The sequence below is a fragment of the Streptococcus mitis genome (assembly GCF_023109515.1).
In the GTDB taxonomy this organism is placed as follows: Bacteria; Bacillota; Bacilli; order Lactobacillales; family Streptococcaceae; genus Streptococcus; species Streptococcus mitis_CS.
The window spans coordinates 804,663-829,969 of record NZ_JALDUM010000001.1 but is presented as its reverse complement, the minus strand read 5'-3'; the positions used below and the strand labels follow the sequence as shown (position 1 = coordinate 829,969).

The window sequence follows — 25,307 nt, the reverse complement described above, 5'->3', positions numbered from 1 at the left end:
GTCAGCATCGCCTTGCCGTACTCAAGTACAGCCTGCGGCTAGCTTCCTAGTTTGCTCTTTGATTTTCATTGAGTATTAGATATAAAATGAAAAGATTGGACCGTTTGGTGCAGTCTTTTTCTCTTTCCGAAATGCCTGTGAAATATGGTATAATAGAAGAATGGCAAACAAGAATACAAGTAAAACAAGACGGAGACCGTCTAAAGCAGAACTCGAAAGAAAAGAAGCGATTCAACGAATGTTGATTTCGTTGGGAATCGCCCTTTTATTGATTTTTGCAGCCTTTAAATTAGGGGCTGCAGGTATCACCCTTTACAATCTAATTCGCTTGCTGGTAGGTAGCCTAGCTTATTTGGCAATATTTGGTATCCTGCTCTATCTCTTCTTCTTCAAGTGGATACGAAAACAGGAAGGACTCTTATCAGGATTTTTCACCATATTTGCTGGCTTACTCTTGATTTTTGAGGCCTACTTGGTTTGGAAATATGGTTTGGACAAGTCGGTCTTAAAAGGAACTATGGCTCAGGTTGTGACTGATTTGACTGGTTTTCGAACGACCAGTTTTGCTGGTGGAGGCTTGATTGGTGTTGGACTCTATGTGCCAACAGCCTTTCTCTTCTCAAATATCGGTACTTACTTTATTGGTTCTATCTTGATTTTAGTGGGTGCTCTCCTAGTCAGTCCTTGGTCTGTTTACGATATTGCTGAATTTTTCAGTAGAGGCTTTGCCAAATGGTGGGAAGGGCATGAGCGTCGAAAAGAGGAACGATTTGTTAAACAAGAAGAAAAAGCTCGCCAAAAGGCTGAGGAAGAGGCTAGATTAGAAAAAGAAGAGGCTGAAAAAGCCTTACTCGATATGCCTCCTGTTGATATGGAAACGGGTGAAATTCTGACAGAAGATGTTGTGCTTGACGTTCCATCTGTTCCGGAAGAAGAGTGGGTAGAACCAGAAATCATCCTGCCTCAAGCTGAACATGAATTCCCTGAACATGAGGAGGTCTTTGATGATGAAGATGTACAAGTTGATTTTTCAGCCAAGGAGGCTCTTGAATATAAACTTCCAAGCTTACAACTCTTTGCCCCAGATAAACCAAAAGACCAGTCGAAAGAGAAGAAAATCGTTCGTGAAAACATCAAAATCCTAGAAGAAACTTTTGCTAGTTTTGGTATTAAGGTAACGGTTGAACGGGCTGAAATTGGGCCGTCAGTGACCAAGTATGAAGTCAAGCCAGCAGTCGGTGTACGGGTTAACCGCATTTCCAATCTAGCAGATGACCTCGCTCTAGCCTTGGCAGCCAAGGATGTCCGGATTGAGGCTCCAATACCTGGTAAATCCTTAGTCGGGATTGAGGTTCCTAACTCTGAGATTGCGACGGTATCCTTCCGCGAACTATGGGAACAATCTCAAACGAAAGCAGAAAATCTCTTAGAAATTCCTCTAGGAAAGGCAGTTAATGGCACCGCAAGAGCTTTTGACCTTTCCAAGATGCCCCACTTGCTAGTTGCAGGTTCAACGGGTTCAGGGAAGTCAGTAGCTGTTAACGGCATTATCGCTAGCATCCTCATGAAGGCGAGACCTGACCAAGTTAAATTTATGATGGTCGATCCTAAGATGGTTGAGTTGTCTGTTTACAATGACATTCCCCACCTCTTGATTCCAGTTGTGACCAATCCACGCAAAGCCAGTAAGGCTCTGCAAAAGGTTGTGGATGAAATGGAAAATCGTTATGAACTCTTTGCCAAGGTGGGAGTTCGGAATATTGCAGGTTTTAATGCCAAGGTAGAAGAGTTCAATGCCCAGTCTGAGTACAAGCAGGTTCCGCTACCGTTCATTGTCGTGATTGTGGATGAGTTGGCTGACCTCATGATGGTTGCCAGCAAGGAAGTGGAAGATGCCATCATTCGTCTCGGACAGAAGGCGCGTGCTGCAGGTATCCACATGATTCTTGCAACCCAGCGTCCATCCGTTGATGTCATTTCTGGTCTGATCAAGGCCAATGTCCCATCTCGTGTCGCTTTCGCAGTTTCATCAGGAACAGACTCCCGTACTATTTTAGATGAAAATGGAGCTGAGAAACTGCTTGGTCGAGGAGATATGCTCTTTAAACCGATTGATGAAAATCATCCAGTTCGTCTCCAAGGATCCTTTATCTCGGATGATGATGTTGAACGCATCGTAAACTTTATCAAGGCTCAGGCAGATGCGGACTACGATGAGAGTTTTGATCCAGGTGAGGTTTCTGAAAATGAAGGTGAATTCTCAGATGGTGAAACTGGTGGAGATCCGCTTTTTGAAGAAGCCAAGGCTTTGGTAATCGAAACTCAGAAAGCTAGCGCATCTATGATTCAGCGTCGTTTGTCAGTTGGATTTAACCGTGCGACCCGTCTCATGGAAGAGCTTGAGATGGCAGGTGTCATTGGTCCAGCTGAAGGTACCAAACCAAGAAAAGTTTTACAACAATAAAAAAATAGCTTCTTTCCAAGTTTGGAAGGAGGCTATTTTAGTGATTATTGATTAGTTTTATTTTCCGAAGTTGGACTATTGGACTGTTTTTCATTTTCAGTAGCAGGTTTACTTGGAGTAGGAGCAGGAGTAGTAGAGTCCTGAGTTGCTGTTTTCTGCTCTTCTTTTTTCTCTTCCTTGACGCTAGCTTTTGGTGTTTCCTCTTGCTGTGTTTTTTCTTGAGAAGTGTTATTTTCCTTATTGGGACTAGTGTTTTCCTGAGGGGATTCCTTTTGAATTTCTTTGACAATGGTTGTCGTCTGGCTTGTCGTAGGTTCTTTTTTAGTATTTTTGTTATTATCCAAGGCGTTCATAATCGTGATACTTGCGGTAATTAAGCCAAGGATACTACCGATAGTAGCAACGGTTTTTTGAAAGACTGTAAAGCCTTTTTTGATGTGTTCTGTTTTTGGTTTTGAAGTTCTACGATAATTAGACATACATTCTCTCCTTTAATTAAAATTTATTATACCGCATTTCTTTAAAAAAATCTTAAAAAAAGAGGAATTGCCCTTTCTTGTCGCAGGCACCGTTTCATGATACAATAGAAGGAGTGATTTTAGAAAGTGTGAGAAAACATGATTTACTTTGATAATTCGGCGACGACCAAGCCCTATCCTGAAGCACTTGAAACCTATATGCAGGTCGCTTCAAAAATTTTAGGAAATCCATCTAGTCTCCATCGTTTGGGAGATCAGGCAACACGAATCTTAGATGCTTCTCGTCAGCAAATTGCAGATTTAATCGGTAAGAAAAGTGAGGAAATCTTCTTTACTTCTGGTGGGACAGAAGGAGATAACTGGGTTATCAAGGGTGTGGCCTTTGAAAAGGCTCAGTTTGGAAAGCACATCATTGTATCAGCCATTGAACATCCGGCAGTCAAAGAGTCAGCCCTTTGGTTGAAAAGTCAAGGATTTGAAGTAGATTTTGCTCCAGTTGATAACAAAGGATTTGTAGATGTTGAAGCGTTATCAGATTTGATAAGACCTGATACGACCCTCGTTTCCGTCATGGCTGTGAACAATGAAATCGGCTCGATTCAACCTATTCAAGCTATTTCAGAACTATTGGCAGACAAGCCAACTATTTCCTTCCACGTTGATGCGGTTCAGGCACTTGCCAAGATTCCGACTGAAAAGTATCTGACAGAACGAGTGGATTTTGCGACTTTCTCTAGTCACAAGTTTCACGGAGTTCGAGGTGTTGGATTTGTCTATATCAAGTCTGGCAAGAAGATTACGCCTCTTTTAACAGGTGGTGGTCAGGAACGTGATTACCGTTCGACAACTGAAAATGTGGCAGGAATTGCAGCGACAGCCAAGGCTCTCCGCTTGTCTATGGAAAAGCTAGATATCTTTACTAGCAAGACTGGTCAGATGAAGGCAGTGATTCGCCAAGCACTTCTGGACTATCCAGATATTTCTGTCTTTTCAGATGAGGAAGACTTTGCCCCTCATATTCTGACTTTTGGAATCAAGGGTGTTCGTGGTGAAGTCATCGTTCACGCCTTTGAAGACTATGATATTTTTATCTCAACGACCTCTGCTTGTTCGTCCAAGGCAGGGAAACCAGCCGGAACCCTGATTGCCATGGGAGTAGATAAAGATAAGGCTCAGTCAGCTGTGCGTCTTAGCCTAGACCTTGAAAATGATATGAGTCAGGTCGAGCAGTTCTTGACCAAGTTAAAATTGATTTACAATCAAACTAGAAAAGTAAGATAGGAGCATTCATGCAGTATTCAGAAATTATGATTCGCTACGGTGAGCTGTCAACCAAGGGCAAAAACCGTATGCGTTTCATCAATAAACTTCGCAATAATATTTCAGACGTTTTGTCTATCTATCCCCAAGTTAAGGTAACGGCAGATCGTGACCGTGCCCACGCTTACCTCAATGGAGCAGATTATACAGCAGTAGCAGAATCGCTTAAACAAGTTTTTGGAATTCAAAACTTTTCCCCTGTTTATAAGGTTGAAAAATCTGTAGAAGTTCTGAAGTCTTCTGTCCAAGAGATTATGCAGGACATCTACAAGGATGGCATGACCTTTAAAATTTCTAGCAAGCGTAGCGACCACAACTTTGAGTTGGATAGTCGTGAACTCAATCAAACCCTTGGAGGTGCTGTTTTTGAAGCTATTCCAAATGTGCAAGCTCAAATGAAAAGTCCTGACATCAATCTTCAGGTGGAAATCCGTGAAGAAGCAGCCTATCTTTCTTATGAAACTATTCGTGGGGCTGGTGGTTTGCCAGTTGGAACTTCAGGTAAAGGCATGCTTATGTTGTCAGGAGGGATTGACTCACCTGTAGCAGGTTATCTTGCACTTAAGCGTGGGGTGGATATTGAGGCTGTTCACTTTGCCAGCCCACCATATACTAGTCCTGGTGCCCTTAAAAAAGCCCAAGATTTGACTCGAAAATTGACCAAGTTTGGGGGCAATATCCAGTTTATCGAAGTGCCTTTCACAGAGATTCAAGAGGAAATTAAGGCCAAGGCGCCAGAAGCCTATCTCATGACCTTGACGCGTCGTTTTATGATGCGGATTACCGACCGTATTCGTGAGGTACGAAATGGTTTGGTTATCATCAATGGGGAGAGTCTAGGTCAAGTAGCCAGCCAAACCCTTGAAAGCATGCAGGCTATTAACGCTGTGACCAACACTCCCATCATTCGTCCTGTGGTTACCATGGATAAGTTGGAAATCATTGATATTGCACAAGAAATCGATACCTTTGACATTTCAATCCAGCCATTTGAAGACTGTTGTACCATTTTTGCGCCAGATCGTCCAAAAACAAATCCTAAGATTAAGAATGCAGAGCAATATGAAGCTCGCATGGATGTTGAAGGTTTAGTTGAGCGAGCTGTGGCTGGAATCATGATTACTGAGATTACACCGCAGGCTGAAAAAGATGAAGTGGATGACTTGATTGACAATCTGCTCTAATCAGAAAATCCAGAAGAATTTAGAAAAATAAATGAAAAAGTTAGTTTTTAATTCCAAAAATGGAAGCAAAACTAACTTTTTTTCTATAATTGTGATATAATAAAATAAAATTTTGAATATAGAGAGTTTTCTGACAATGAATCAATCCTACTTTTATTTAAAAATGAAAGAACACAAACTCAAGGTTCCTTATACAGGTAAGGAACGCCGTGTACGTGTTCTTCTGCCTAAAGATTATGAGAAAGACACGGATCGTTCCTATCCTGTTGTTTACTTTCATGACGGGCAAAATGTTTTTTATAGTAAAGAGTCCTTCATTGGCCATTCATGGAAGATTATCCCAGCTATTAAGCGTAATCCTGACATCAGTCGCATGATTGTCGTTGCCATTGACAATGATGGTATGGGGCGGATGAATGAGTATGCGGCTTGGAAGTTCCAAGAATCTCCTATCCCAGGGCAGCAGTTTGGTGGTAAGGGTGTGGAGTATGCCGAGTTTGTCATGGAGGTGGTCAAACCTTTTATCGATGAGACCTACCGTACCAAATCTGACCGCCAGCATACGGCTATGATTGGTTCCTCACTAGGCGGCAATATTACCCAGTTTATCGGTTTGGAATACCAAGACCAAATTGGCTGTTTAGGGGTCTTTTCATCTGCTAACTGGCTCCATCAAGAAGCCTTTAATCGCTATATTGAACGCAAGAAACTATCGTCTGACCAGCGTATCTTTATCTATGTTGGAACTGAAGAAGCAGATGATACGGACAAGACCCTGATGGCTGGTAATATCAAACAAGCCTATATCGATTCGTCTCTTCGGTATTACCATGATTTGATATCAGGTGGGGTGCACTTAGATAATCTTGTCTTGAAAGTTCAGTCTGGTGCCATCCATAGTGAAATCCCTTGGTCGGAGAATTTACCAGACTGTCTGAGATTTTTTGCAGAGAAATGGTAAGTTAGAAAAGGAGAAATCAAATGCATATTGAAAACCTTAGCCACTGGAGTGGCAATCTTAACCGTGAAATGTATCTTAATCGTTATGGACATGCTGGGATTCCAGTTGTGGTCTTTGCTTCATCAGGTGGTAGTCACAATGAATACTATGATTTTGGCATGATTGATGCTTGTGCTTCCTTTATCGAGGAAGGCCGTGTCCAGTTTTTTACCCTATCCAGTGTAGACAGTGAGAGCTGGTTGGCCACTTGGAAAAATGGTCACGACCAAGCAGAGATGCACCGTGCCTACGAGCGCTATGTGATTGAGGAGGCCATTCCTTTTATCAAGCATAAGACAGGTTGGTTTGATGGTATGATGACGACAGGTTGCTCGATGGGCGCCTACCATGCAGTCAACTTTTTTCTCCAACATCCAGATGTCTTTACCAAGGTGATTGCTCTTAGTGGTGTTTACGACGCACGTTTCTTTGTTGGCGATTACTACAATGACGATGCTATTTATCAAAACTCGCCAGTAGATTATATCTGGAATCAGAATGACGGCTGGTTTATTGACCGTTACCGTCAGGCAGAGATTGTGCTGTGTACGGGTCTTGGAGCCTGGGAACAAGACGGTCTACCATCTTTCTACAAGCTTAAAGAAGCCTTTGACCAGAAACAAATTCCAGCCTGGTTTGCTGAATGGGGACACGATGTCGCCCACGACTGGGAATGGTGGCGCAAACAAATGCCTTATTTCCTCGGCAATCTCTATTTATAAAAGGAGTGACCTATGAATTACCTTGTTATTTCTCCCTACTATCCACAAAACTTTCAACAGTTTACCATCGAACTAGCCAATAAAGGTATTACCGTCTTGGGAATTGGTCAAGAGCCTTACGAGCAATTGGATGAACCTTTACGTAATAGCCTGACAGAATATTTCCGTGTTGATAATCTTGAGAACACAGACGAAGTCAAACGTGCAGTTGCTTTTCTCTTTTATAAGCATGGCCCAATTGATCGCATCGAATCTCATAATGAATACTGGCTTGAGCTGGACGCAGCACTCAGAGAACAATTCAATGTCTTTGGTGCCAAACCAGAGGATCTCAAAAAGACAAAATATAAGTCTGAAATGAAGAAACTCTTCAAAAAAGCTGGTGTCCCTGTAGTCCCTGGAGCTGTTATTAAGACGGAAGCAGATGTGGATCAAGCAGTGAAAGAAATCGGTCTTCCAATGATTGCCAAACCTGATAATGGAGTTGGGGCAGCCGCAACCTTTAAACTTGAGACTGAAGACGATATCAATCACTTCAAGGCCGAATGGGATCATTCAACTGTTTATTTCTTTGAAAAATTTGTCACTTCCAGCGAAATCTGTACCTTTGATGGGCTTGTGGACAAGGATGGTAAGATTGTCTTTTCAACAACCTTTGACTACGCCTATACACCGCTTGATCTCATGATGTATAAGATGGACAATTCCTACTATGTTCTTAAGGATATGGATCCCAAATTACGTAAATATGGTGAGGCTATCGTCAAAGAATTTGGTATGAAAGAACGGTTCTTCCATATCGAGTTCTTCCGTGAGGGGGACGATTACATTGCTATTGAGTACAATAACCGTCCCGCAGGTGGTTTTACAATTGATGTTTATAACTTTGCTCACTCTTTGGACCTCTATCGTGGTTATGCAGCTATTGTTGCGGGAGAAGAGTTTCCTGCATCAGAGTTTGCCCCTCAGTATTGTTTGGCTACTTCTCGCCGTGCAAATGCTCATTATGTCTATTCTGAGGAGGATTTACTTGCCAAATACAGTCAGCAGTTCAAAGTTAAAAAAATCATGCCAGCAGCCTTCGCGGAACTTCAAGGAGATTACCTTTATATGCTGACAACTCCGAGTCGACAAGAAATGGAACAGATGATTGCAGATTTCGGACAACGTCAAGAATAAGAACTATCGGATTAAGGAGAATGACCTTCTTAATCCTTTTGTTTTTTTATAAGAAATAAAACCGCTTTCTCATATAATCTTTCGGAAAAGTAGTTGCTAAAAGATATAAAAATTGATAGAATAAGGATTGTCTAAAAAATTTTAAGGAGAATCTATCAAATGGATTTCACATGGGCAATTAAATATGCCACTGAATTTTTGGGAACTGCTATTTTGATCATTCTTGGAAATGGTGCAGTTGCCAACGTTGAACTTAAAGGTACGAAAGGTCACCAAAGTGGCTGGATCGTTATCGCTGTTGGTTATGGTATGGGGGTTATGATCCCAGCCTTGATGTTTGGTAACGTATCTGGAAACCACATCAACCCAGCCTTCACTCTTGGACTTGCAATCAGCGGTCTCTTCCCTTGGGCACAAGTTGCGCCTTATATCATCGCACAAGTTTTGGGTGCTATCTTTGGTCAAGCCTTGGTTGTGGCAACACACCGCCCATACTACTTGAAAACTGAAAATCCAAACAATATCTTGGGTACTTTCTCAACAATTTCAAGTTTGGATAATGGTACAAAAGAATCACACTTTGCGTCAACTATTAATGGTTTTGTAAACGAGTTTGTTGGTTCATTTGTTCTTTTCTTTGCAGCCCTTGGTATGACTAAAAACTTCTTTGGTGCTGAACTAGTATCAAAAGCACAAGCAGCTATTAATGCTCAAGTTGCTCAAGCAACTACTCAAGGTCAAACAATTCCTCAAGAGCAAGTAACAGCAGCACTTGACCAAGCTAAAGAACAAGTAGCACCATTTATGACATCTGGTCTTGGAATTGCTCACTTGGCACTTGGTTTCCTTGTTATGGCCTTGGTAACATCACTTGGTGGACCTACAGGACCTGCCTTGAACCCAGCCCGTGACTTTGGACCACGTCTCCTTCATGCTTTCCTTCCAAAATCAGTTCTTGGTGAGCACAAAGGTGATTCAAAATGGTGGTATTCTTGGGTACCAGTAGTAGCACCGATTGCAGCAGCAATTGCGGCAGTAGCTATCTTCAAATTCCTTTACCTATAAGAAATTGAAACCGAGGAAATCCTCGGTTTTTTAAGTGAAATTTTTACGAAAAATCAGTAAATCTGAGCATAATTTCTTGTAAAAAATTCTAAAATCCTTTAAAATAAAAGAGTTGGAGGAATTTATGAATGTAAATCAGATTGTACGGATTATTCCTACTTTAAAAGTTAATAATAGAAAATTAAATGAAACATTTTATATAGAAACCCTTGGCATGAAGGCCTTGTTAGAAGAGTCAGCCTTTCTGTCACTAGGTGATCAAACAGGTCTAGAAAAGCTGGTTTTAGAAGAAGCTCCAAGTATGCGCACTCGTAAGGTAGAGGGAAGAAAAAAACTAGCTAGATTGATTGTCAAGGTGGAAAATCCCTTGGAAATCGAAGAACTCTTATCTAAAACAGATTCGATTCATCAATTATATAAAGGTCAAAACGGCTACGCTTTTGAAATTTACTCTCCAGAAGATGATTTGGTTTTGATTCATGCGGAAGATGATAGAGAAAGTCTAGTAGAAGTAGAAGAAAATCCTGAATTTCAAACAGATTTGGAATCAATTTCTTTAAGTAAATTTGAGATTTCTATGGAATTACATCTCCCAACTGATGTCGAAAGTTTCTTGGGAGTATCTGAAATTGGGGCATCCCTTGATTTTATCCCAGCTCAGGGTCAAGATTTGACTGTGGACAATACGGCTACTTGGGATTTATCTATGATCAAGTTCTTGGTAAATGAACTAGATATAGCAAGTCTTCGCAAGAAATTTGAGTCTACCGAATATTTTATTCCTAAGTCTGAAAAATTCTTCCTTGGTAAAGATAGAAATAATGTTGAATTGTGGTTTGAAGAAGTATGAAGTGGACCAAGATTATTAAAAAAATAGAAGAACAAATCGAGGCAGGGATTTATCCCGGAGCCTCTTTTGCGTATTTTAAGGACAATCAATGGACGGAGTTCTATTTAGGCCAGAGTGACCCAGAGCATGACTTACAGACTGAGGCAGGACTAGTTTACGACCTAGCCAGTGTCAGCAAGGTTGTTGGGGTTGGTACCGTTTTTACCTTCTTGTGGGAAAAAGGTCAATTAGATATTGACAGACCGGTAACAGATTTTTTAGCTGAGAGTGATTATCCAGACATCACTATTCGTCAGCTCTTAACTCACGCTACAGACCTTGATCCGTTTATTCCCAATCGTGATCTTTTAACAGATTCAGAATTAAAGGAAGCGATGTTTCATCTCAATAGACGAAATCAGCCAGCCTTTCTTTATTCGGATGTCCATTTTTTGCTGTTGGGTTTTATTTTGGAAAGAATCTTTAATCAAGACTTGGATGTGATTTTACAAGAACAAGTTTGGAATCCTTGGAGAATGACGGAAACCCAATTTGGGCCTGTTGAGCATGCTGTTCCAACAGTTAGAGGTGTCGAGGAAGGTCTGGTACATGATCCCAAGGCTCGCCTCCTAGGCAGACATGCAGGGAGTGCTGGTTTGTTTTCGACTGTAAAGGATTTACAAATCTTTTTAGAGAACTATTTAGCAGATGATTTTGCAAGATATTTGAGTAAAAATTTTTCTCCTTTGGATGACAAGAAACGTTCTTTGGCATGGAATTTGGATGGAGATTGGCTAGACCATACGGGCTATACAGGTACCTTTATCATGTGGAATCGTCAGAATCAAGAAGCGGTCATTTTTCTATCGAATCGTACCTATGAAAAGGATGAGAGGGCTCAATGGATTGTAGACCGTAATCAAGTGATGGACTTGATTCGCAAAGAAGAGTAAGGAGAGACATGTCAAACAGTTTAAAAGGGACTCTATTAACAGTTGTGGCTGGGATTGCTTGGGGCTTGTCAGGAACGAGTGGCCAATACCTGATGGCACACGGAATTTCGGCTCTGGTTTTGACCAACTTGCGTCTTTTAATCGCTGGTGGAATTCTCATGCTCTTGGCTTATGCTACTGCAAAGGATAAAATGCTGGCCTTTTTAAAGGATAGAAAGAGTTTGCTGTCTCTTCTCATTTTTGCTCTAATTGGCCTCTTCCTCAATCAATTCGCCTATCTAACTGCTATTCAGGAGACCAATGCAGGAACCGCGACGGTGCTTCAGTATGTTTGTCCTGTCGGGATTTTAATTTATAGCTGTATCAAGGATAAGGTGGGGCCAACACTGGGAGAGATTGTTTCCATCATATTAGCCATCGGAGGGACCTTCCTGATCGCCACTCATGGGCAGTTGGACCAGTTATCTATGACACCTGCAGGTCTGTTCTGGGGTCTCTTTTCTGCTCTGACTTACGCCCTGTATATCATTTTGCCCATAGCCTTGATTAAGAAGTGGGGGAGCAGTTTGGTCATTGGTGTGGGAATGGTCATAGCAGGTTTAGTCGCCCTTCCTTTTACAGGAGTTCTACAGACTGCTATCCCAACTAGTCTTGATTTTCTCCTTGCATTTGCGGGCATTATCCTTATCGGTACTGTCTTTGCCTATACAGCCTTTCTAAAAGGAGCCAGTTTGATAGGGCCGGTCAAGTCAAGTTTGTTGGCTTCAATTGAGCCAATTTCGGCTGTTTTCTTTGCCTTCTTAATCATGAATGAACAATTTTATCCCATTGATTTTCTTGGTATGGCAATGATATTGTTTGCTGTAACTCTGATTTCGTTGAAAGATTTAGTCTTAGAAAAATAAAAAGACTCTTTGTCGTCCGTGACAGAGAGTTTTTGCGTGGTAATCTAATTATTTTCAAGATAAAATTCAAAGCGTTCGCCTACATACTGACTTTTTACGTATTCAAATGCAGTACCATCTTCTAGATAGGAAACCTGAGTCAAACCAAGAATAGCATGTCCTTTTTCAACTTCCAAATAGTGGGCAATCTTTTCTTTAGCAAGACGAGCATAGATGGTCTGCTGTGATTTGCCTATACGGTAGCCGTGTTTTTGCAAGGTTTGGAAGAAATGACTAGTGATTTCTTCTTTTTTAAAGTCCTTAATGAATTTTTCAGGAATAGAAGCAACTTCATAAACTAGAGGAACTTGGTCGGCATAGCGAACCCGCTCCATTCGGATAATATTTTCGGTAGGAGAAATTCCTAGCTTGGCAACTTCCTGCTCATTGGGAATGGTTTTTCTGTAGGAAATGAGTTGGCTAGAGGGAACTTTACCTTGGGACTTAACAATTTCAGTAAAACTGGTTGTGCCTCTCATCTTTTCTTGTACACGTGTACTGGATACAAAGGTGCCGCTTCCTACACGGCGCTCTAAAACTCCTTCTTCGACCAAGAGGGAAATAGCTTGGCGGAGGGTCATGCGACTGACCGCAAACTGCTCTGCTAAATCTCGTTCACTTGGAAGTCTCTCACCGATGGCCCAACGATGTTCGTCAATATCCTTTTTAATCTGGTCATGGATTTTCATATAAGCGGGTAGCATATTTTTCACTTCATTTCTATCTTTTCTCTATTGTACCCCAATAAACTAGAAAAAGTCAAACTTCGCCTTGTTTAGTTGGTAATTCGCCCTTATTTGTGATAGAATATTGAAAAAAGATATTTCTTTTGAGAAAGGAAAAAGATGAGCAACATTTCAACTGATTTGCAAGATGTAGAAAAAATCATCGTATTGGACTATGGTAGCCAATACAACCAGCTGATTTCACGCCGTATCCGTGAGATTGGTGTTTTTTCAGAACTAAAAAGCCATAAAATTTCAGCTGCTGAAGTTCGTGAAATCAATCCTGTAGGAATTATTCTATCAGGTGGTCCTAACTCTGTATACGAAGATGGTTCATTCGATATTGACCCAGAAATCTTCGAACTCGGAATTCCTATTTTGGGAATTTGTTACGGTATGCAGTTATTGACCCATAAACTTGGAGGAAAAGTTGTCCCTGCAGGTGACGCTGGAAATCGTGAATATGGTCAATCAACTCTTACTCACACTCCATCAGCTCTTTTTGAATCAACACCAGATGAGCAGACTGTGTTGATGAGCCATGGTGATGCGGTTACTGAGATTCCTTCTGACTTTGTTCGTACAGGTACATCAGCTGACTGCCCTTATGCAGCCATTGAAAACCCAGATAAACACATTTACGGTATCCAATTCCACCCAGAAGTTCGTCATTCTGTATACGGAAATGATATCCTTCGTAACTTTGCTCTTAACATCTGTAAGGCTAAAGGCGACTGGTCAATGGATAACTTCATTGATATGCAGATCCAAAAAATTCGTGAAACCGTCGGTGATAAACGTGTCCTTCTTGGTCTATCAGGTGGTGTTGACTCTTCAGTTGTTGGAGTTCTTCTCCAAAAGGCTATTGGCGATCAATTGATTTGTATCTTCGTAGACCACGGTCTTCTTCGTAAAGGAGAAGCGGACCAAGTTATGGACATGCTTGGTGGTAAGTTTGGTTTGAATATCGTCAAAGCAGACGCTGCTAAACGTTTCCTTGATAAACTTGCTGGCGTTTCTGACCCTGAACAAAAACGTAAAATCATCGGTAATGAGTTTGTCTATGTATTTGATGACGAAGCAAGCAAGCTCAAAGATGTGAAATTCCTTGCTCAAGGTACCTTATACACAGACGTTATCGAGTCTGGTACGGATACAGCTCAAACTATCAAGTCACACCACAACGTGGGTGGTCTTCCAGAAGACATGCAATTTGAATTGATTGAACCACTCAATACTCTTTATAAAGATGAGGTTCGTGCTCTTGGTACAGAACTTGGTATGCCAGACCATATCGTATGGCGCCAACCATTTCCAGGACCAGGACTTGCTATCCGTGTCATGGGTGAAATCACTGAAGAGAAACTAGAAACCGTTCGTGAATCAGACGCTATCCTTCGTGAGGAAATTGCTAAAGCAGGTCTTGACCGCGATATCTGGCAATACTTCACAGTGAACACAGGTGTTCGTTCAGTCGGTGTTATGGGTGACGGTCGTACTTATGACTACACGATTGCAATCCGTGCGATCACCTCTATCGATGGTATGACTGCTGATTTTGCCAAAATTCCTTGGGATGTTCTTCAAAAGATTTCTGTACGTATCGTAAACGAAGTGGATCACGTTAACCGCATCGTCTATGATATTACAAGTAAACCACCTGCAACAGTTGAGTGGGAGTAAAGCTATAAATACTTTACTCTTATAGTAAATGAAAAATAAGGATTTCGAGAGAACAAAATCGTTCTCTCTTTTTTTAGCTGAATATTTTAAGTAAAAGGTTAAGCTATTCTTTCATAAAACAAGACAGAATGGTTGCCTCCAAAGTCTCATCATAAGAGAACAGTTATATTCTCTGGATCTACTTTTGAGATGGTAAAAATAGATATACTGATATCCATTCTTTTTATCATATCCTTGATTTCTTAAGTTTTAAAGACAGTTTAATCAGGATTCCTTTTATATATCGATTAAGAAATAAATAATCTGTCTTGAATCCTACCATAGATGTATAAAGAGTCATTTTGTTTTTTTGTTTCATATCAGTATCAATCCGTTCTGATATTGTTTTTTGAATTGTAGAAAATTCTAGTACAGTAGTTAGGAAGTTTTTATAAATTTATTGTATTTAATTCTTGAGTTGATACCTTTACTTTTTTAGTTAATTATGTAATAATATTAACAATACAAATAAATGAAAGTTGGTGTTTCTATTGCATAAAGCAGTAAAACAAGAAAAAGGTCATGGCTATCTCCGTAAAACTAAGTTAGGTTTGTTAAGTGGCATTATCCTAACGACTGCTTTAGGGAGTTTATTTTTAAATGGGATTGTAAGCGCTGACGAACAACCAAATTCAAGTACACCTCCTAATGCAGCACAGACTCCTCCTAGCGAAACTGTGGTTCAAAGTGAGTATGAAACGAGTACAACACATACGGTAAAAGAAACCGAGTTAAAAGCTAAAGTTGAAGAAGTAAAAGCTTTAGGGGTTAAGGTTACAGAAACACCCACTGAAAATGTAGGTGTTGCAAATAGTTCTTCTGAGGTTACACATTTACGCGCAACTGCTGAAGAAAAAGTAGATGCTCAAATTCGTGATTTAGAGTCTGCAAAAGCTGAACAAGAACAAGTGAAAGCGGATAGAGTTAAGATTGATGAGTTTAAAAATACTTTTATTAATGCTAATTATATCAAAGTAAAAGCTAGATTAGTTTCTCAGGTAAATAGTCGAGATATTGATGAAGATGTCTCGAAAGAAGCTTCAGTTAGTCCAATTACATCAAGTAATGGGGAACTTCATTACTTGAAAGCGAATGAATTGGAGTTAACTGATTCTCAAGGTTTGTATAATGCAGTATCGAAACCAACTACTGAGGAAGTTACAGAAACATTTATTAAGGTACCTGCTCGAATTGGAATTACAGATAAATATGCAACAAATCGTGTGAATATCGGGTATCCTGCTCGTATAGTGGAACTAACTCCAAACACTGTGTATAGTTACACCATCACACCTCGTTCAGATAGTGTTTTATCTAGTATTTACGGTATCGGTAGTATTGAGACAACTGCTAAATTTGAGTATACACTACCTGAAAAAACCAAACTTTACGCTACATTTAGCAGTAAACCTGTTGAGACTCATGTAATTATTAAAAACTTAACTCGACGTGCTGAAAATCATACTGATTTCATTGGTTACACTCGAACTTATACTTATAAGGATAAGCAAGGAAATATTATTCCAATTAAAGATTTATATGCGAAATTCTTAGATGTCCAAGGTTTTAAGGGGAAAGGGGTTATAACGTCTTCTGATATTCCAAAATCTAAATTATCCGAGTTTGAATTACGTTCAGTTGGTGCTGATTACACTTATAGACAAGAAACATCTTTACTTGGAGAAAATACAATTTCTCAAAAAGAGTACATTGCTAGTAAAGTAGTTCCTAATAAACGTAATCAGTTTACACCTCGCATTGTTTATGCATCAAATCTCCAAAGAGTTGAATTGACAGATACAGAAAAAGCAATCAACGGTGTGTCTCGCACTTTCCATACTGTTACTTATACAGAAGTTCAAAACAAAGGTTTAGTGACTCAGAAGTTTGTAAACGAACAAGGTGTTGAAATTGCACCTAGTGTTAAATCTGAACTTAAAGAAGTAGGTTCTGAGGTATCTTTAACTCATCCGACCGATTTAGACTTTGAGAACAAGCGTTATACCTTTAAAGAACAAGACAAACAAGATATTACAGAGATTGTGAAAGGTGAAACTGTCATTACCTATGTGTATAAACAGAAGTATGAGAACAACTTACCACCTGTAGAAACAGAAACAAAAATTCCAATTACGACAACTTATGTAGAAGACAAAACAATCGACTATGGTAAGGAAATTGTTGAATCGAACGGTAGCGAAGGTAAAATTGTAACTACAACACCTAAAATTGTGAATGAACTTGATGGTATTGTAACTGACGGTAAGCCGACTGAAAAAGAAACTCCTATGGTACCAAAAGTAGTTAAAGTAGGTACTAAACCTAAAGTTGTAGAAACAACTACTCCATATACAACACGTTATGTAGAAGATAATACAAAAGATAAAGACTATCGAGAAGTAACAAGAACTGGTAAAGCTGGTAAAACAACTACTACAATAACTTATACCTTGGATCCTAATACAGGAGCAGTAACACCGAATGAACCAACCACGATTACTGAAGAAGCAGTAGAAGAAGTTATCACAGTCGGTACGAAACCAAAGGTTGAGGCACCAAAGGTTGAAACGCCAAAAGTTGAAACGCCAAAAGTTGAAACACCAAAGGTTGAAACACCAAAGGTTGAAACACCAAAGGTTGAAACACCAAAGGTTGAAACGCCAAAAGTTGAAACGCCAAAAGTTGAAACGCCAAAAGTTGAAACACCAAAAGTTGAAACACCAAAGGTTGAAACGCCAAAAGTTGAAACGCCAAAGGTTGAAACGCCAAAAGTTGAAACACCAAAGGTTGAAACGCCAAAAGTTGAAACACCAAAGGTTGAGACACCAAAGGTAGAAGTACCAAAATCAAAGACACCAACTGAACAATCGACAAAAGAAACTTCACAAATTCCGACTTCTGTAGCAAGTAAGAGAGAGGAATTGCCTAATACAGGTACAGAAGATCATGCTAATCTTGTAGTCTTAGGACTTCTAGGAGTTTTGAGTGGATTTGGATTTCTTGCACACAAGAAAAAAGAAGTGGAGAAATAGTTTTTTCTAACCTATATTAGAAAAGGGCTCACATCTGTGGGCTTTTTCTCTTTGACAATCTTTTTGCTTTAATAATCTAAAAGATTAGAATTGTCAAAACAATCTGTCTAGGCTTGATTTTATGGCTTATTTACTATAAAATGAGAAGGAAAAACGTCAAACTTTTATATTGCAAATAGGAGAAAACATGACAAAAACATTAAAACGTCCAGAGGTTTTATCACCTGCAGGGACTTTAGAGAAGCTAAAGGTAGCTGTTCAATATGGAGCAGATGCTGTCTTTATCGGTGGTCAGGCCTATGGCCTTCGTAGCCGTGCCGGAAACTTTACTTTCGAACAGATGGAAGAAGGTGTCCAGTTTGCGGCCAAGTATGGTGCTAAGGTTTATGTGGCTGCCAATATGGTTATGCACGAAGGAAATGAGGCTGGTGCTGGTGAGTGGTTCCGTAAACTACGTGATATCGGAATTGCAGCAGTTATCGTATCTGACCCAGCTTTGATTATGATTGCAGCGACTGAAGCGCCTGGTCTTGAAATCCACCTCTCTACCCAAGCAAGTGCGACTAACTATGAAACACTTGAGTTCTGGAAAGAACTAGGTTTAACTCGTGTCGTTTTGGCGCGTGAGGTTTCAATGGAAGAATTGGCAGAAATTCGCAAACGTACAGATGTTGAGATTGAAGCCTTTGTTCATGGAGCCATGTGTATTTCTTACTCTGGTCGTTGTACTCTTTCAAACCACATGAGTATGCGTGATGCTAACCGTGGTGGTTGCTCTCAGTCTTGTCGTTGGAAGTACGACCTTTACGATATGCCATTTGGGAAGGAACGTAAGAGTCTTAAAGGTGAAATTCCTGAAGAATTTTCAATGTCAGCCGTTGATATGTCCATGATTGACCATATCCCAGATATGATTGAAAACGGTGTGGACAGTCTCAAGATTGAAGGACGTATGAAGTCTATTCACTACGTATCAACAGTAACAAACTGCTACAAGGCAGCTGTTGATGCTTATCTAGAAAGTCCAGAGAAGTTTGAAGCTATCAAGCAGGACTTGATTGATGAAATGTGGAAGGTTGCCCAACGTGAATTAGCAACAGGTTTCTACTATGGTACACCATCTGAAAATGAGCAGTTGTTTGGTGCTCGTCGTAAAATTCCTGAGTATAAGTTTGTCGCTGAAGTGGTTTCTTACGATGATGCGACACAAACAGCAACCATTCGCCAACGGAACGTCATTAACGAAGGGGACCAAGTTGAGTTTTATGGCCCAGGTTTCCGTCATTTTGAGACTTATATCGAAGATTTGCATGATGCTAAAGGAAATAAGATCGATCGCGCTCCAAATCCAATGGAACTATTGACTATCAAGGTTCCACAACCTGTTCAAGCTGGAGATATGGTTCGAGCTCTCAAAGAAGGTCTCATCAATCTTTATAAGGAAGATGGAACCAGCGTCACAGTTCGTGCTTAATAAATATGTAGGGGACGAAAGCTTTCTAGTTGCTTTCCCTTTAATCCTATTTACTAAAAGAACATTAGGTTAAAAAAATATATTAATTTCCATCCGAGATTTCATCTCGGATTTTTTCATTATTTTTCAGAAAGACCTAGATAATAGACGGATTTATTACAAGTTTTTTCCAAAATTTTCTATATAATAGACTTAAAAATAGTAAAATTGTAAATAATTTTCATTAAACGCTTTCAATGTTAGTAAAAAGTTGACAAATCCAATTTTTAGGACTAAACTAAGTAAGTAAATTTTAATTAAAAGGAGAATTCGTCATGAATTTAACATTTTTCGGTCTATGTCTTGCCTGTATGGGTGTATCTCTTGGTGAAGGTATGTTGATGAACGGTTTGTTGAAATCAGTTGCTCGCCAACCAGATATCATCTCAGAACTACGTAGTTTGATGATCCTAGGGGTTGCCTTTATTGAAGGTACTTTCTTCGTTACTCTTGTCTTTTCATTTATCATCAAATAAAAGAAGTATAAATTGAAAAAGGGAGGATTTTAGATGGAAGAAAGTATTAATCCAACCATCAATATTGGTCCTGTTACCTTTAATTTAACCATAGTAGTTTTGACTTTGTTGACTGTAGCACTTATTTTTGGCTTTATTTATTGGGCAACTCGAAATATGACTTTGAGACCCACAGGAAAACAAAATGTATTAGAGTATTTATTTGATTTTGTTGTTGGATTTACAAAATCAAACCTTGGTCCAATGATAAAGGATTATTCTCTCTTTTATTTCTGTTTATTCCTATTTATGGCCATTGCAAATAATATTGGCTTAATGGCTAGAATTCAGACTACAGATGGTGTAAATCTTTGGACCTCACCAACAGCAAATTTGTCATTTGACTTGGTCTTGTCTTTTACAATTATCTTAATGACTCACGTAGAAGGAATTCGTCGTCGTGGAATCAAAAAGTATTTAAAAGCATTTGTAACACCAGGTTTTATGACACCAATGAATCTCTTGGAAGAAGTTACCAATCTCCTTTCACTTGCATTGCGGGTCTTTGGTAATATCTTTGCAGGGGAAGTGATGGCAAGTATGTTAGTCCTACTTTCTCATCAGGCCTTCTATTGGTATCCTATTGCTTTTGGAACAAATCTAATCTGGACTGCATTTTCTGTTTTTATTTCTTGTGTACAAGCATATGTATTTACATTGTTATCTTCAATGTACCTAGGAAATAAAATTAATGATGAAGAATAGAAAGGAGTAGTTTATGAATGTAACAGTAGGTGAATTACTTGGTGATTTTATACTAATCGCTGGTTCCTTTATTCTCTTGCTAGTCTTGGTTAAGAAATATGCTTGGTCAAATTTGACTAGTATTTTCGAACAAAGAGCAGAAAAAATTGCAGCAGATATTGACGGAGCTGAACAAGCACGTCAAAAAGCAGAAGTATTGGCTCAAAAACGCGAAGATGAATTGGCTGGTAGCCGTAAAGAAGCTAAGACAATCATTGAGAATGCGAAAGAAACAGCTGAGAAAAGCAAAGCTAGTATTTTAGCAGATGCTAAGCTAGAAGCAGGACGCTTGAAAGAAAAAGCGAACCAAGAAATTGCTCAAAATAAAGCTGAAGCTTTACAAAGCGTTAAGGGTGAGGTAGCAGATTTGACAATCAGCTTGGCTGGTAAAATCATCTCACAAAACCTTGACGGTCATGCCCATAAAGAACTCATTGATCAGTATATCGATCAGTTAGGAGAAGCTTAATGGACAAGAAAACAGTAAAGGTAATTGAAAAATACAGCATGCCTTTTGTCCAATTGGTTATAGAAAAAGGAGAAGAAGACCGTATCTTTTCAGACTTAGCTCAAATCAAGCAAGTTGCTGAAGAAACAGCCTTACCTTCTTTTTTAAAAAAAGTGGCAGTAGACGAGTCTGACAAGGAAAAAACAATTGCGTTCTTCCAAGATTCAGTATCATCTTTATTGCAAAACTTTATTCAGGTTCTTATCTACAATCACAGAGCAAATCTTTTTTATGATATTCTTGTAGATTGCTTGAACCGACTTGAAAAAGAAACAAATCGATTTGAAGTGACGATTAGGTCAGCTCATCCTTTAACGGATGAACAGAAGAGTCGCTTGCTCCCTTTGATTGAGAAAAAAATGTCTCTTAAAATAAGGAGTGTAAAAGAACAAATCGATGAAAGTCTTATTGGTGGTTTTGTCATTTTTGCCAATCACAAGACAATTGATGTGAGTATTAAACAACAACTTAAAGTTGTTAAAGAAAATTTGAAATAGAAAGTGGTGTTCTTTTGGCAATTAACGCACAAGAAATCAGCGCTTTAATTAAGCAACAAATTGAAAATTTCAAACCCAATTTTGATGTGACTGAAACAGGTGTTGTAACCTATATCGGGGACGGTATCGCGCGTGCTCACGGCCTTGAAAATGCCATGAGTGGAGAGTTGTTGATTTTTGAAAACGGCTCTTATGGTATGGCTCAAAACTTGGAGTCAACAGACGTTGGTATTATCATCCTAGGTGACTTTACAGATATCCGTGAAGGCGATACAATCCGCCGTACAGGGAAAATCATGGAAGTCCCAGTAGGTGAAAGTCTGATTGGTCGTGTTGTGGATCCGCTTGGTCGTCCAGTTGACGGTCTTGGAGAAATCTACACTGATAAAACTCGTCCAGTAGAAGCACCAGCTCCTGGTGTTATGCAACGTAAGTCTGTATCAGAACCATTGCAAACTGGTTTGAAAGCTATTGACGCCCTTGTACCGATTGGTCGTGGTCAACGTGAGTTGATTATCGGTGACCGTCAGACAGGGAAAACAACCATTGCGATTGATACAATCTTGAACCAAAAAGGTCAAGATATGATCTGTATCTACGTAGCGATTGGACAAAAAGAATCAACAGTTCGTACGCAAGTAGAAACACTACGTCAGTACGGTGCCTTGGACTACACAATCGTTGTGACAGCCTCTGCTTCACAACCATCTCCATTGCTTTTCCTAGCTCCTTATGCTGGGGTTGCCATGGCGGAAGAATTTATGTACCAAGGTAAGCATGTTTTGATCGTTTATGATGATTTATCAAAACAAGCGGTAGCTTATCGTGAACTGTCACTCTTGCTTCGTCGTCCTCCAGGTCGTGAAGCTTTCCCAGGGGATGTTTTCTACCTTCACAGCCGTTTGCTTGAGCGCTCAGCTAAAGTTTCTGATGAACTTGGTGGTGGATCAATTACTGCCCTACCATTTATCGAGACACAAGCAGGAGATATCTCTGCCTATATCGCAACCAACGTGATTTCAATCACTGATGGACAAATCTTCCTTGGTGATGGTCTCTTCAATGCGGGTATTCGTCCAGCCATCGATGCGGGTTCATCTGTATCTCGTGTAGGTGGTTCTGCACAAATCAAAGCCATGAAAAAGGTTGCTGGTACACTTCGTATCGACCTTGCTTCATACCGTGAGTTGGAAGCCTTCACTAAGTTTGGTTCTGACTTGGATGCGGCAACACAGGCTAAGTTGAACCGTGGACGTCGTACAGTTGAAGTCTTGAAACAACCTGTTCACAAACCATTACCTGTTGAGAAACAAGTAACCATTCTCTATGCTTTGACACATGGTTTCTTGGATACTGTTCCAGTAGATGATATTGTTCGTTTCGAGGAAGAGTTCCATGCCTTCTTTGATGCTCAACATCCAGAGATTTTGGAAACCATTCGTGATACAAAAGACTTGCCAGAAGAAGCAGTCTTGGATGCTGCGATTACAGAGTTTCTCAATCAAACCAGCTTCCAATAAGAATAGAGGTGTCAGATGGCAGTATCTCTAAATGATATTAAAACAAAAATCGCCTCAACAAAAAATACTAGTCAAATCACAAATGCCATGCAGATGGTATCAGCTGCTAAGCTAGGTCGTTCTGAAGAAGCTGCTCGCAACTTCCAAGTTTATGCTCAGAAAGTTCGTAAACTTTTGACGGATATTCTTCATGGGAATGGAGCTGGTAGTTCAACCAATCCGATGTTGATTAGCCGTCCAGTTAAGAAGACAGGCTATATCGTCATTACATCAGACCGAGGTTTGGTTGGAGGTTATAATTCTTCTATTTTGAAAGCCGTTATGGAGCTGAAAGAAGAATACCATCCAGACGGTAAAGGTTTTGAAATGATCTGTATTGGTGGAATGGGAGCTGATTTCTTTAAAGCTCGTGGTATTCAACCACTTTATGAACTACGTGGCTTGGCAGATCAACCAAGCTTTGATGAAGTTCGTAAGATTATTTCAAAAACTGTTGAAATGTACCAAAATGAACTTTTTGATGAACTCTATGTCTGCTATAACCACCATGTCAATACGCTAACCAGTCAAATGCGTGTGGAGCAAATGCTTCCGATTGTTGACTTGGATCCAAATGAAGCGGATGACAGTTACAGTTTGACCTTTGAGTTGGAAACTAGTCGAGAAGAAATTTTGGAGCAGTTGTTGCCTCAATTTGCAGAAAGTATGATTTATGGTGCTATTATCGATGCTAAGACAGCTGAAAATGCTGCTGGTATGACAGCCATGCAAACAGCGACAGATAATGCTAAGAAAGTTATTAATGATTTGACAATTCAGTATAACCGTGCCAGACAGGCGGCGATTACACAAGAAATTACAGAAATCGTAGCAGGAGCTAGTGCCTTAGAATAGGCACTAGTCCAGCTCGTATGAAAATGAACTTAGGACCTAGTTAAGCTAGGACCGACAGTATCTTATATAGAATAGGAGAAGGAGATGAGTTCAGGTAAAATTGCTCAGGTTATCGGTCCCGTTGTAGACGTCTTGTTTGCAGCAGGGGAAAAACTTCCTGAGATTAACAATGCACTTGTCGTCTACAAAAATGACGAAAGAAAAACAAAAATCGTCCTTGAAGTAGCCTTGGAGTTGGGAGATGGTATGGTCCGTACTATCGCCATGGAATCAACAGATGGTTTGACTCGTGGAATGGAAGTATTGGACACAGGTCGTCCAATCTCTGTACCAGTAGGTAAAGAAACTTTGGGACGTGTCTTCAATGTTTTGGGAGATACCATTGACTTGGAAGCTCCTTTTACAGAAGATGCAGAGCGTCAGCCAATTCATAAAAAAGCTCCAACTTTTGATGAGTTGTCTACCTCTTCTGAAATCCTTGAAACAGGGATTAAGGTTATCGACCTTCTTGCCCCTTACCTTAAAGGTGGTAAGGTTGGACTTTTCGGTGGTGCCGGAGTTGGTAAAACTGTCTTGATTCAAGAATTGATTCACAACATTGCCCAAGAACACGGTGGTATTTCAGTATTTACCGGTGTTGGGGAACGTACTCGTGAGGGTAATGACCTTTACTGGGAAATGAAAGAATCAGGCGTTATCGAGAAAACAGCCATGGTATTTGGTCAGATGAATGAGCCACCAGGAGCACGTATGCGTGTTGCCCTTACTGGTTTGACAATTGCTGAATACTTCCGTGATGTAGAAGGCCAAGACGTGCTTCTCTTTATCGATAATATCTTCCGTTTCACTCAGGCTGGTTCAGAAGTATCTGCCCTTTTGGGTCGTATGCCATCAGCCGTTGGTTACCAACCAACACTTGCTACGGAAATGGGTCAATTGCAAGAGCGTATTACATCAACTAAAAAGGGTTCTGTAACCTCTATCCAGGCTATCTATGTGCCAGCGGATGACTATACTGACCCAGCGCCAGCAACAGCCTTCGCTCACTTGGACTCAACAACTAACTTGGAACGTAAGTTGGTACAATTGGGTATCTACCCAGCCGTTGACCCACTTGCTTCAAGCTCACGTGCCTTGGCACCTGAAATTGTTGGAGAAGAGCACTATGCAGTTGCTGCTGAAGTAAAACGTGTTCTTCAACGTTACCATGAATTGCAAGATATTATTGCTATCCTTGGTATGGATGAGCTTTCTGATGAAGAAAAGACCTTGGTTGCTCGTGCTCGTCGTATCCAGTTCTTCTTGTCACAAAACTTCAACGTTGCTGAACAATTTACTGGTCAACCAGGTTCTTATGTTCCAGTTGCTGAAACTGTTCGTGGCTTTAAGGAAATCCTTGATGGTAAACACGACCACTTGCCAGAAGATGCCTTCCGTGGTGTAGGTTCTATCGAAGATGTGATTGCAAAAGCTGAAAAAATGGGATTTTAAGAGGTGA

22 protein-coding genes are annotated in these 25,307 nt (G+C 40.1%); 20 read left to right on the top strand and 2 right to left on the bottom strand.

Translation table 11 applies throughout. The features are described from left to right. The first annotated feature begins 160 nt into the window (after positions 1-160). Complete coding sequence (locus M1G05_RS04110) at positions 161-2,464, top strand: DNA translocase FtsK (protein WP_345773045.1); 2,304 nt, start codon at positions 161-163, stop codon at positions 2,462-2,464. A gap of 44 nt (positions 2,465-2,508) precedes the next feature. Here the strand turns inward: M1G05_RS04110 and M1G05_RS04105 are convergent, their stop codons facing one another. Beyond that, positions 2,509-2,943 (bottom strand): DUF6556 family protein, encoded by a 435-nt coding sequence (locus M1G05_RS04105; protein WP_033687159.1) that lies wholly within the window; start codon positions 2,941-2,943, stop codon positions 2,509-2,511. A 138-nt stretch (positions 2,944-3,081) separates the two neighbouring features. Here M1G05_RS04105 and M1G05_RS04100 point away from each other — a divergent pair, with 138 nt between their 5' ends. The 9 genes from M1G05_RS04100 (at position 3,082) to M1G05_RS04060 (ending at position 12,100) form a co-directional block, all read left to right on the top strand. Further along, on the top strand, positions 3,082-4,224 hold the full coding sequence (locus M1G05_RS04100; RefSeq protein WP_049546707.1) for a cysteine desulfurase family protein: 1,143 nt from the start codon (positions 3,082-3,084) through the stop codon (positions 4,222-4,224). 8 nt (positions 4,225-4,232) lie between these two features. Beyond that, on the top strand, positions 4,233-5,447 hold the full coding sequence (thiI, locus tag M1G05_RS04095) for a tRNA uracil 4-sulfurtransferase ThiI (RefSeq protein ID WP_049546708.1): 1,215 nt from the start codon (positions 4,233-4,235) through the stop codon (positions 5,445-5,447). Positions 5,448-5,583: 136 nt separating this feature from the next. After that, entirely contained in the window at positions 5,584-6,408 is an 825-nt protein-coding gene (locus M1G05_RS04090) for an alpha/beta hydrolase (RefSeq protein ID WP_049499460.1), read from the top strand. A gap of 20 nt (positions 6,409-6,428) precedes the next feature. Further along, a complete protein-coding gene (locus M1G05_RS04085; RefSeq protein ID WP_000546817.1) occupies positions 6,429-7,169 on the top strand; it encodes an esterase family protein in 741 nt (246 codons plus the stop codon). Positions 7,170-7,181: 12 nt separating this feature from the next. Then, entirely contained in the window at positions 7,182-8,348 is a 1,167-nt protein-coding gene (locus M1G05_RS04080; protein WP_023946991.1) for an ATP-grasp domain-containing protein, read from the top strand. A gap of 159 nt (positions 8,349-8,507) precedes the next feature. Further along, positions 8,508-9,413 (top strand): aquaglyceroporin Gla, encoded by a 906-nt coding sequence (gene gla / locus M1G05_RS04075; protein ID WP_247953162.1) that lies wholly within the window; start codon positions 8,508-8,510, stop codon positions 9,411-9,413. A 124-nt stretch (positions 9,414-9,537) separates the two neighbouring features. Beyond that, the gene (locus tag M1G05_RS04070) at positions 9,538-10,263 is read left to right on the top strand and encodes a CppA N-terminal domain-containing protein (protein WP_049546711.1); all 726 of its coding nucleotides are present in this window, start codon (positions 9,538-9,540) and stop codon (positions 10,261-10,263) included. Beyond that, the gene (locus M1G05_RS04065) at positions 10,260-11,195 is read left to right on the top strand and encodes a serine hydrolase domain-containing protein (protein WP_247953161.1); all 936 of its coding nucleotides are present in this window, start codon (positions 10,260-10,262) and stop codon (positions 11,193-11,195) included. The genes M1G05_RS04070 and M1G05_RS04065 overlap by 4 nt, the downstream gene beginning before the upstream one ends. 8 nt (positions 11,196-11,203) lie before the next feature. Then, positions 11,204-12,100: a DMT family transporter gene (locus M1G05_RS04060; protein ID WP_247953160.1), complete on the top strand. Its 897-nt coding sequence runs from the start codon at positions 11,204-11,206 to the stop codon at positions 12,098-12,100. Positions 12,101-12,144: 44 nt separating this feature from the next. On the opposite strand, the gene M1G05_RS04055 is transcribed toward M1G05_RS04060, so the two are convergent. Then, positions 12,145-12,843 (bottom strand): GntR family transcriptional regulator, encoded by a 699-nt coding sequence (locus tag M1G05_RS04055; protein WP_000936183.1) that lies wholly within the window; start codon positions 12,841-12,843, stop codon positions 12,145-12,147. 141 nt (positions 12,844-12,984) lie between these two features. Here M1G05_RS04055 and guaA point away from each other — a divergent pair, with 141 nt between their 5' ends. From guaA to atpD, 10 genes are all read left to right on the top strand, one after another. Next, complete coding sequence (gene guaA / locus M1G05_RS04050) at positions 12,985-14,547, top strand: glutamine-hydrolyzing GMP synthase (protein ID WP_012972538.1); 1,563 nt, start codon at positions 12,985-12,987, stop codon at positions 14,545-14,547. Positions 14,548-15,068: 521 nt separating this feature from the next. Further along, positions 15,069-17,618, top strand: coding sequence for a G5 domain-containing protein (locus M1G05_RS04045; protein WP_345773044.1), 2,550 nt, complete (start codon positions 15,069-15,071; stop codon positions 17,616-17,618). 187 nt (positions 17,619-17,805) lie between these two features. Then, entirely contained in the window at positions 17,806-19,092 is a 1,287-nt protein-coding gene (locus M1G05_RS04035) for a peptidase U32 family protein (protein ID WP_000169065.1), read from the top strand. A gap of 314 nt (positions 19,093-19,406) precedes the next feature. Next, positions 19,407-19,607: a F0F1 ATP synthase subunit C gene (locus M1G05_RS04030; RefSeq protein WP_001054560.1), complete on the top strand. Its 201-nt coding sequence runs from the start codon at positions 19,407-19,409 to the stop codon at positions 19,605-19,607. Positions 19,608-19,640: 33 nt separating this feature from the next. Beyond that, positions 19,641-20,351 (top strand): F0F1 ATP synthase subunit A, encoded by a 711-nt coding sequence (gene atpB, locus M1G05_RS04025; protein WP_000392870.1) that lies wholly within the window; start codon positions 19,641-19,643, stop codon positions 20,349-20,351. 13 nt (positions 20,352-20,364) lie between these two features. Next, complete coding sequence (gene atpF / locus M1G05_RS04020; RefSeq protein ID WP_001103468.1) at positions 20,365-20,859, top strand: F0F1 ATP synthase subunit B; 495 nt, start codon at positions 20,365-20,367, stop codon at positions 20,857-20,859. Then, positions 20,859-21,395, top strand: a complete 537-nt coding sequence (locus M1G05_RS04015) for a F0F1 ATP synthase subunit delta (protein ID WP_247953159.1) — start codon at positions 20,859-20,861, stop codon at positions 21,393-21,395. Before atpF ends, M1G05_RS04015 begins: the two co-directional genes overlap by 1 nt. A gap of 14 nt (positions 21,396-21,409) precedes the next feature. Continuing rightward, a complete protein-coding gene (gene atpA / locus M1G05_RS04010; protein WP_000996632.1) occupies positions 21,410-22,915 on the top strand; it encodes a F0F1 ATP synthase subunit alpha in 1,506 nt (501 codons plus the stop codon). A gap of 15 nt (positions 22,916-22,930) precedes the next feature. After that, positions 22,931-23,809, top strand: a complete 879-nt coding sequence (locus M1G05_RS04005) for a F0F1 ATP synthase subunit gamma (protein ID WP_000301224.1) — start codon at positions 22,931-22,933, stop codon at positions 23,807-23,809. An 84-nt stretch (positions 23,810-23,893) separates the two neighbouring features. Beyond that, positions 23,894-25,300 carry a F0F1 ATP synthase subunit beta gene (gene atpD, locus M1G05_RS04000; protein ID WP_000094357.1) on the top strand — a complete coding sequence of 469 codons (1,407 nt, stop codon included), beginning with the start codon at positions 23,894-23,896 and terminating at the stop codon, positions 25,298-25,300. Positions 25,301-25,307: the final 7 nt, after the last annotated feature.

What these genes read in the sequence shown, in the direction of transcription:
- M1G05_RS04110 (WP_345773045.1), top strand. Translation starts at nt 161, where the DNA reads ATGGCAAACAAGAATACAAGTAAAACAAGACGGAGACCGTCTAAAGCA.
- M1G05_RS04105 (WP_033687159.1), bottom strand. Translation starts at nt 2,943, where the DNA reads ATGTCTAATTATCGTAGAACTTCAAAACCAAAAACAGAACACATCAAA.
- M1G05_RS04100 (WP_049546707.1), top strand. Translation starts at nt 3,082, where the DNA reads ATGATTTACTTTGATAATTCGGCGACGACCAAGCCCTATCCTGAAGCA.
- thiI (WP_049546708.1), top strand. Translation starts at nt 4,233, where the DNA reads ATGCAGTATTCAGAAATTATGATTCGCTACGGTGAGCTGTCAACCAAG.
- M1G05_RS04090 (WP_049499460.1), top strand. Translation starts at nt 5,584, where the DNA reads ATGAATCAATCCTACTTTTATTTAAAAATGAAAGAACACAAACTCAAG.
- M1G05_RS04085 (WP_000546817.1), top strand. Translation starts at nt 6,429, where the DNA reads ATGCATATTGAAAACCTTAGCCACTGGAGTGGCAATCTTAACCGTGAA.
- M1G05_RS04080 (WP_023946991.1), top strand. Translation starts at nt 7,182, where the DNA reads ATGAATTACCTTGTTATTTCTCCCTACTATCCACAAAACTTTCAACAG.
- gla (WP_247953162.1), top strand. Translation starts at nt 8,508, where the DNA reads ATGGATTTCACATGGGCAATTAAATATGCCACTGAATTTTTGGGAACT.
- M1G05_RS04070 (WP_049546711.1), top strand. Translation starts at nt 9,538, where the DNA reads ATGAATGTAAATCAGATTGTACGGATTATTCCTACTTTAAAAGTTAAT.
- M1G05_RS04065 (WP_247953161.1), top strand. Translation starts at nt 10,260, where the DNA reads ATGAAGTGGACCAAGATTATTAAAAAAATAGAAGAACAAATCGAGGCA.
- M1G05_RS04060 (WP_247953160.1), top strand. Translation starts at nt 11,204, where the DNA reads ATGTCAAACAGTTTAAAAGGGACTCTATTAACAGTTGTGGCTGGGATT.
- M1G05_RS04055 (WP_000936183.1), bottom strand. Translation starts at nt 12,843, where the DNA reads ATGCTACCCGCTTATATGAAAATCCATGACCAGATTAAAAAGGATATT.
- guaA (WP_012972538.1), top strand. Translation starts at nt 12,985, where the DNA reads ATGAGCAACATTTCAACTGATTTGCAAGATGTAGAAAAAATCATCGTA.
- M1G05_RS04035 (WP_000169065.1), top strand. Translation starts at nt 17,806, where the DNA reads ATGACAAAAACATTAAAACGTCCAGAGGTTTTATCACCTGCAGGGACT.
- M1G05_RS04030 (WP_001054560.1), top strand. Translation starts at nt 19,407, where the DNA reads ATGAATTTAACATTTTTCGGTCTATGTCTTGCCTGTATGGGTGTATCT.
- atpB (WP_000392870.1), top strand. Translation starts at nt 19,641, where the DNA reads ATGGAAGAAAGTATTAATCCAACCATCAATATTGGTCCTGTTACCTTT.
- atpF (WP_001103468.1), top strand. Translation starts at nt 20,365, where the DNA reads ATGAATGTAACAGTAGGTGAATTACTTGGTGATTTTATACTAATCGCT.
- M1G05_RS04015 (WP_247953159.1), top strand. Translation starts at nt 20,859, where the DNA reads ATGGACAAGAAAACAGTAAAGGTAATTGAAAAATACAGCATGCCTTTT.
- M1G05_RS04005 (WP_000301224.1), top strand. Translation starts at nt 22,931, where the DNA reads ATGGCAGTATCTCTAAATGATATTAAAACAAAAATCGCCTCAACAAAA.
- atpD (WP_000094357.1), top strand. Translation starts at nt 23,894, where the DNA reads ATGAGTTCAGGTAAAATTGCTCAGGTTATCGGTCCCGTTGTAGACGTC.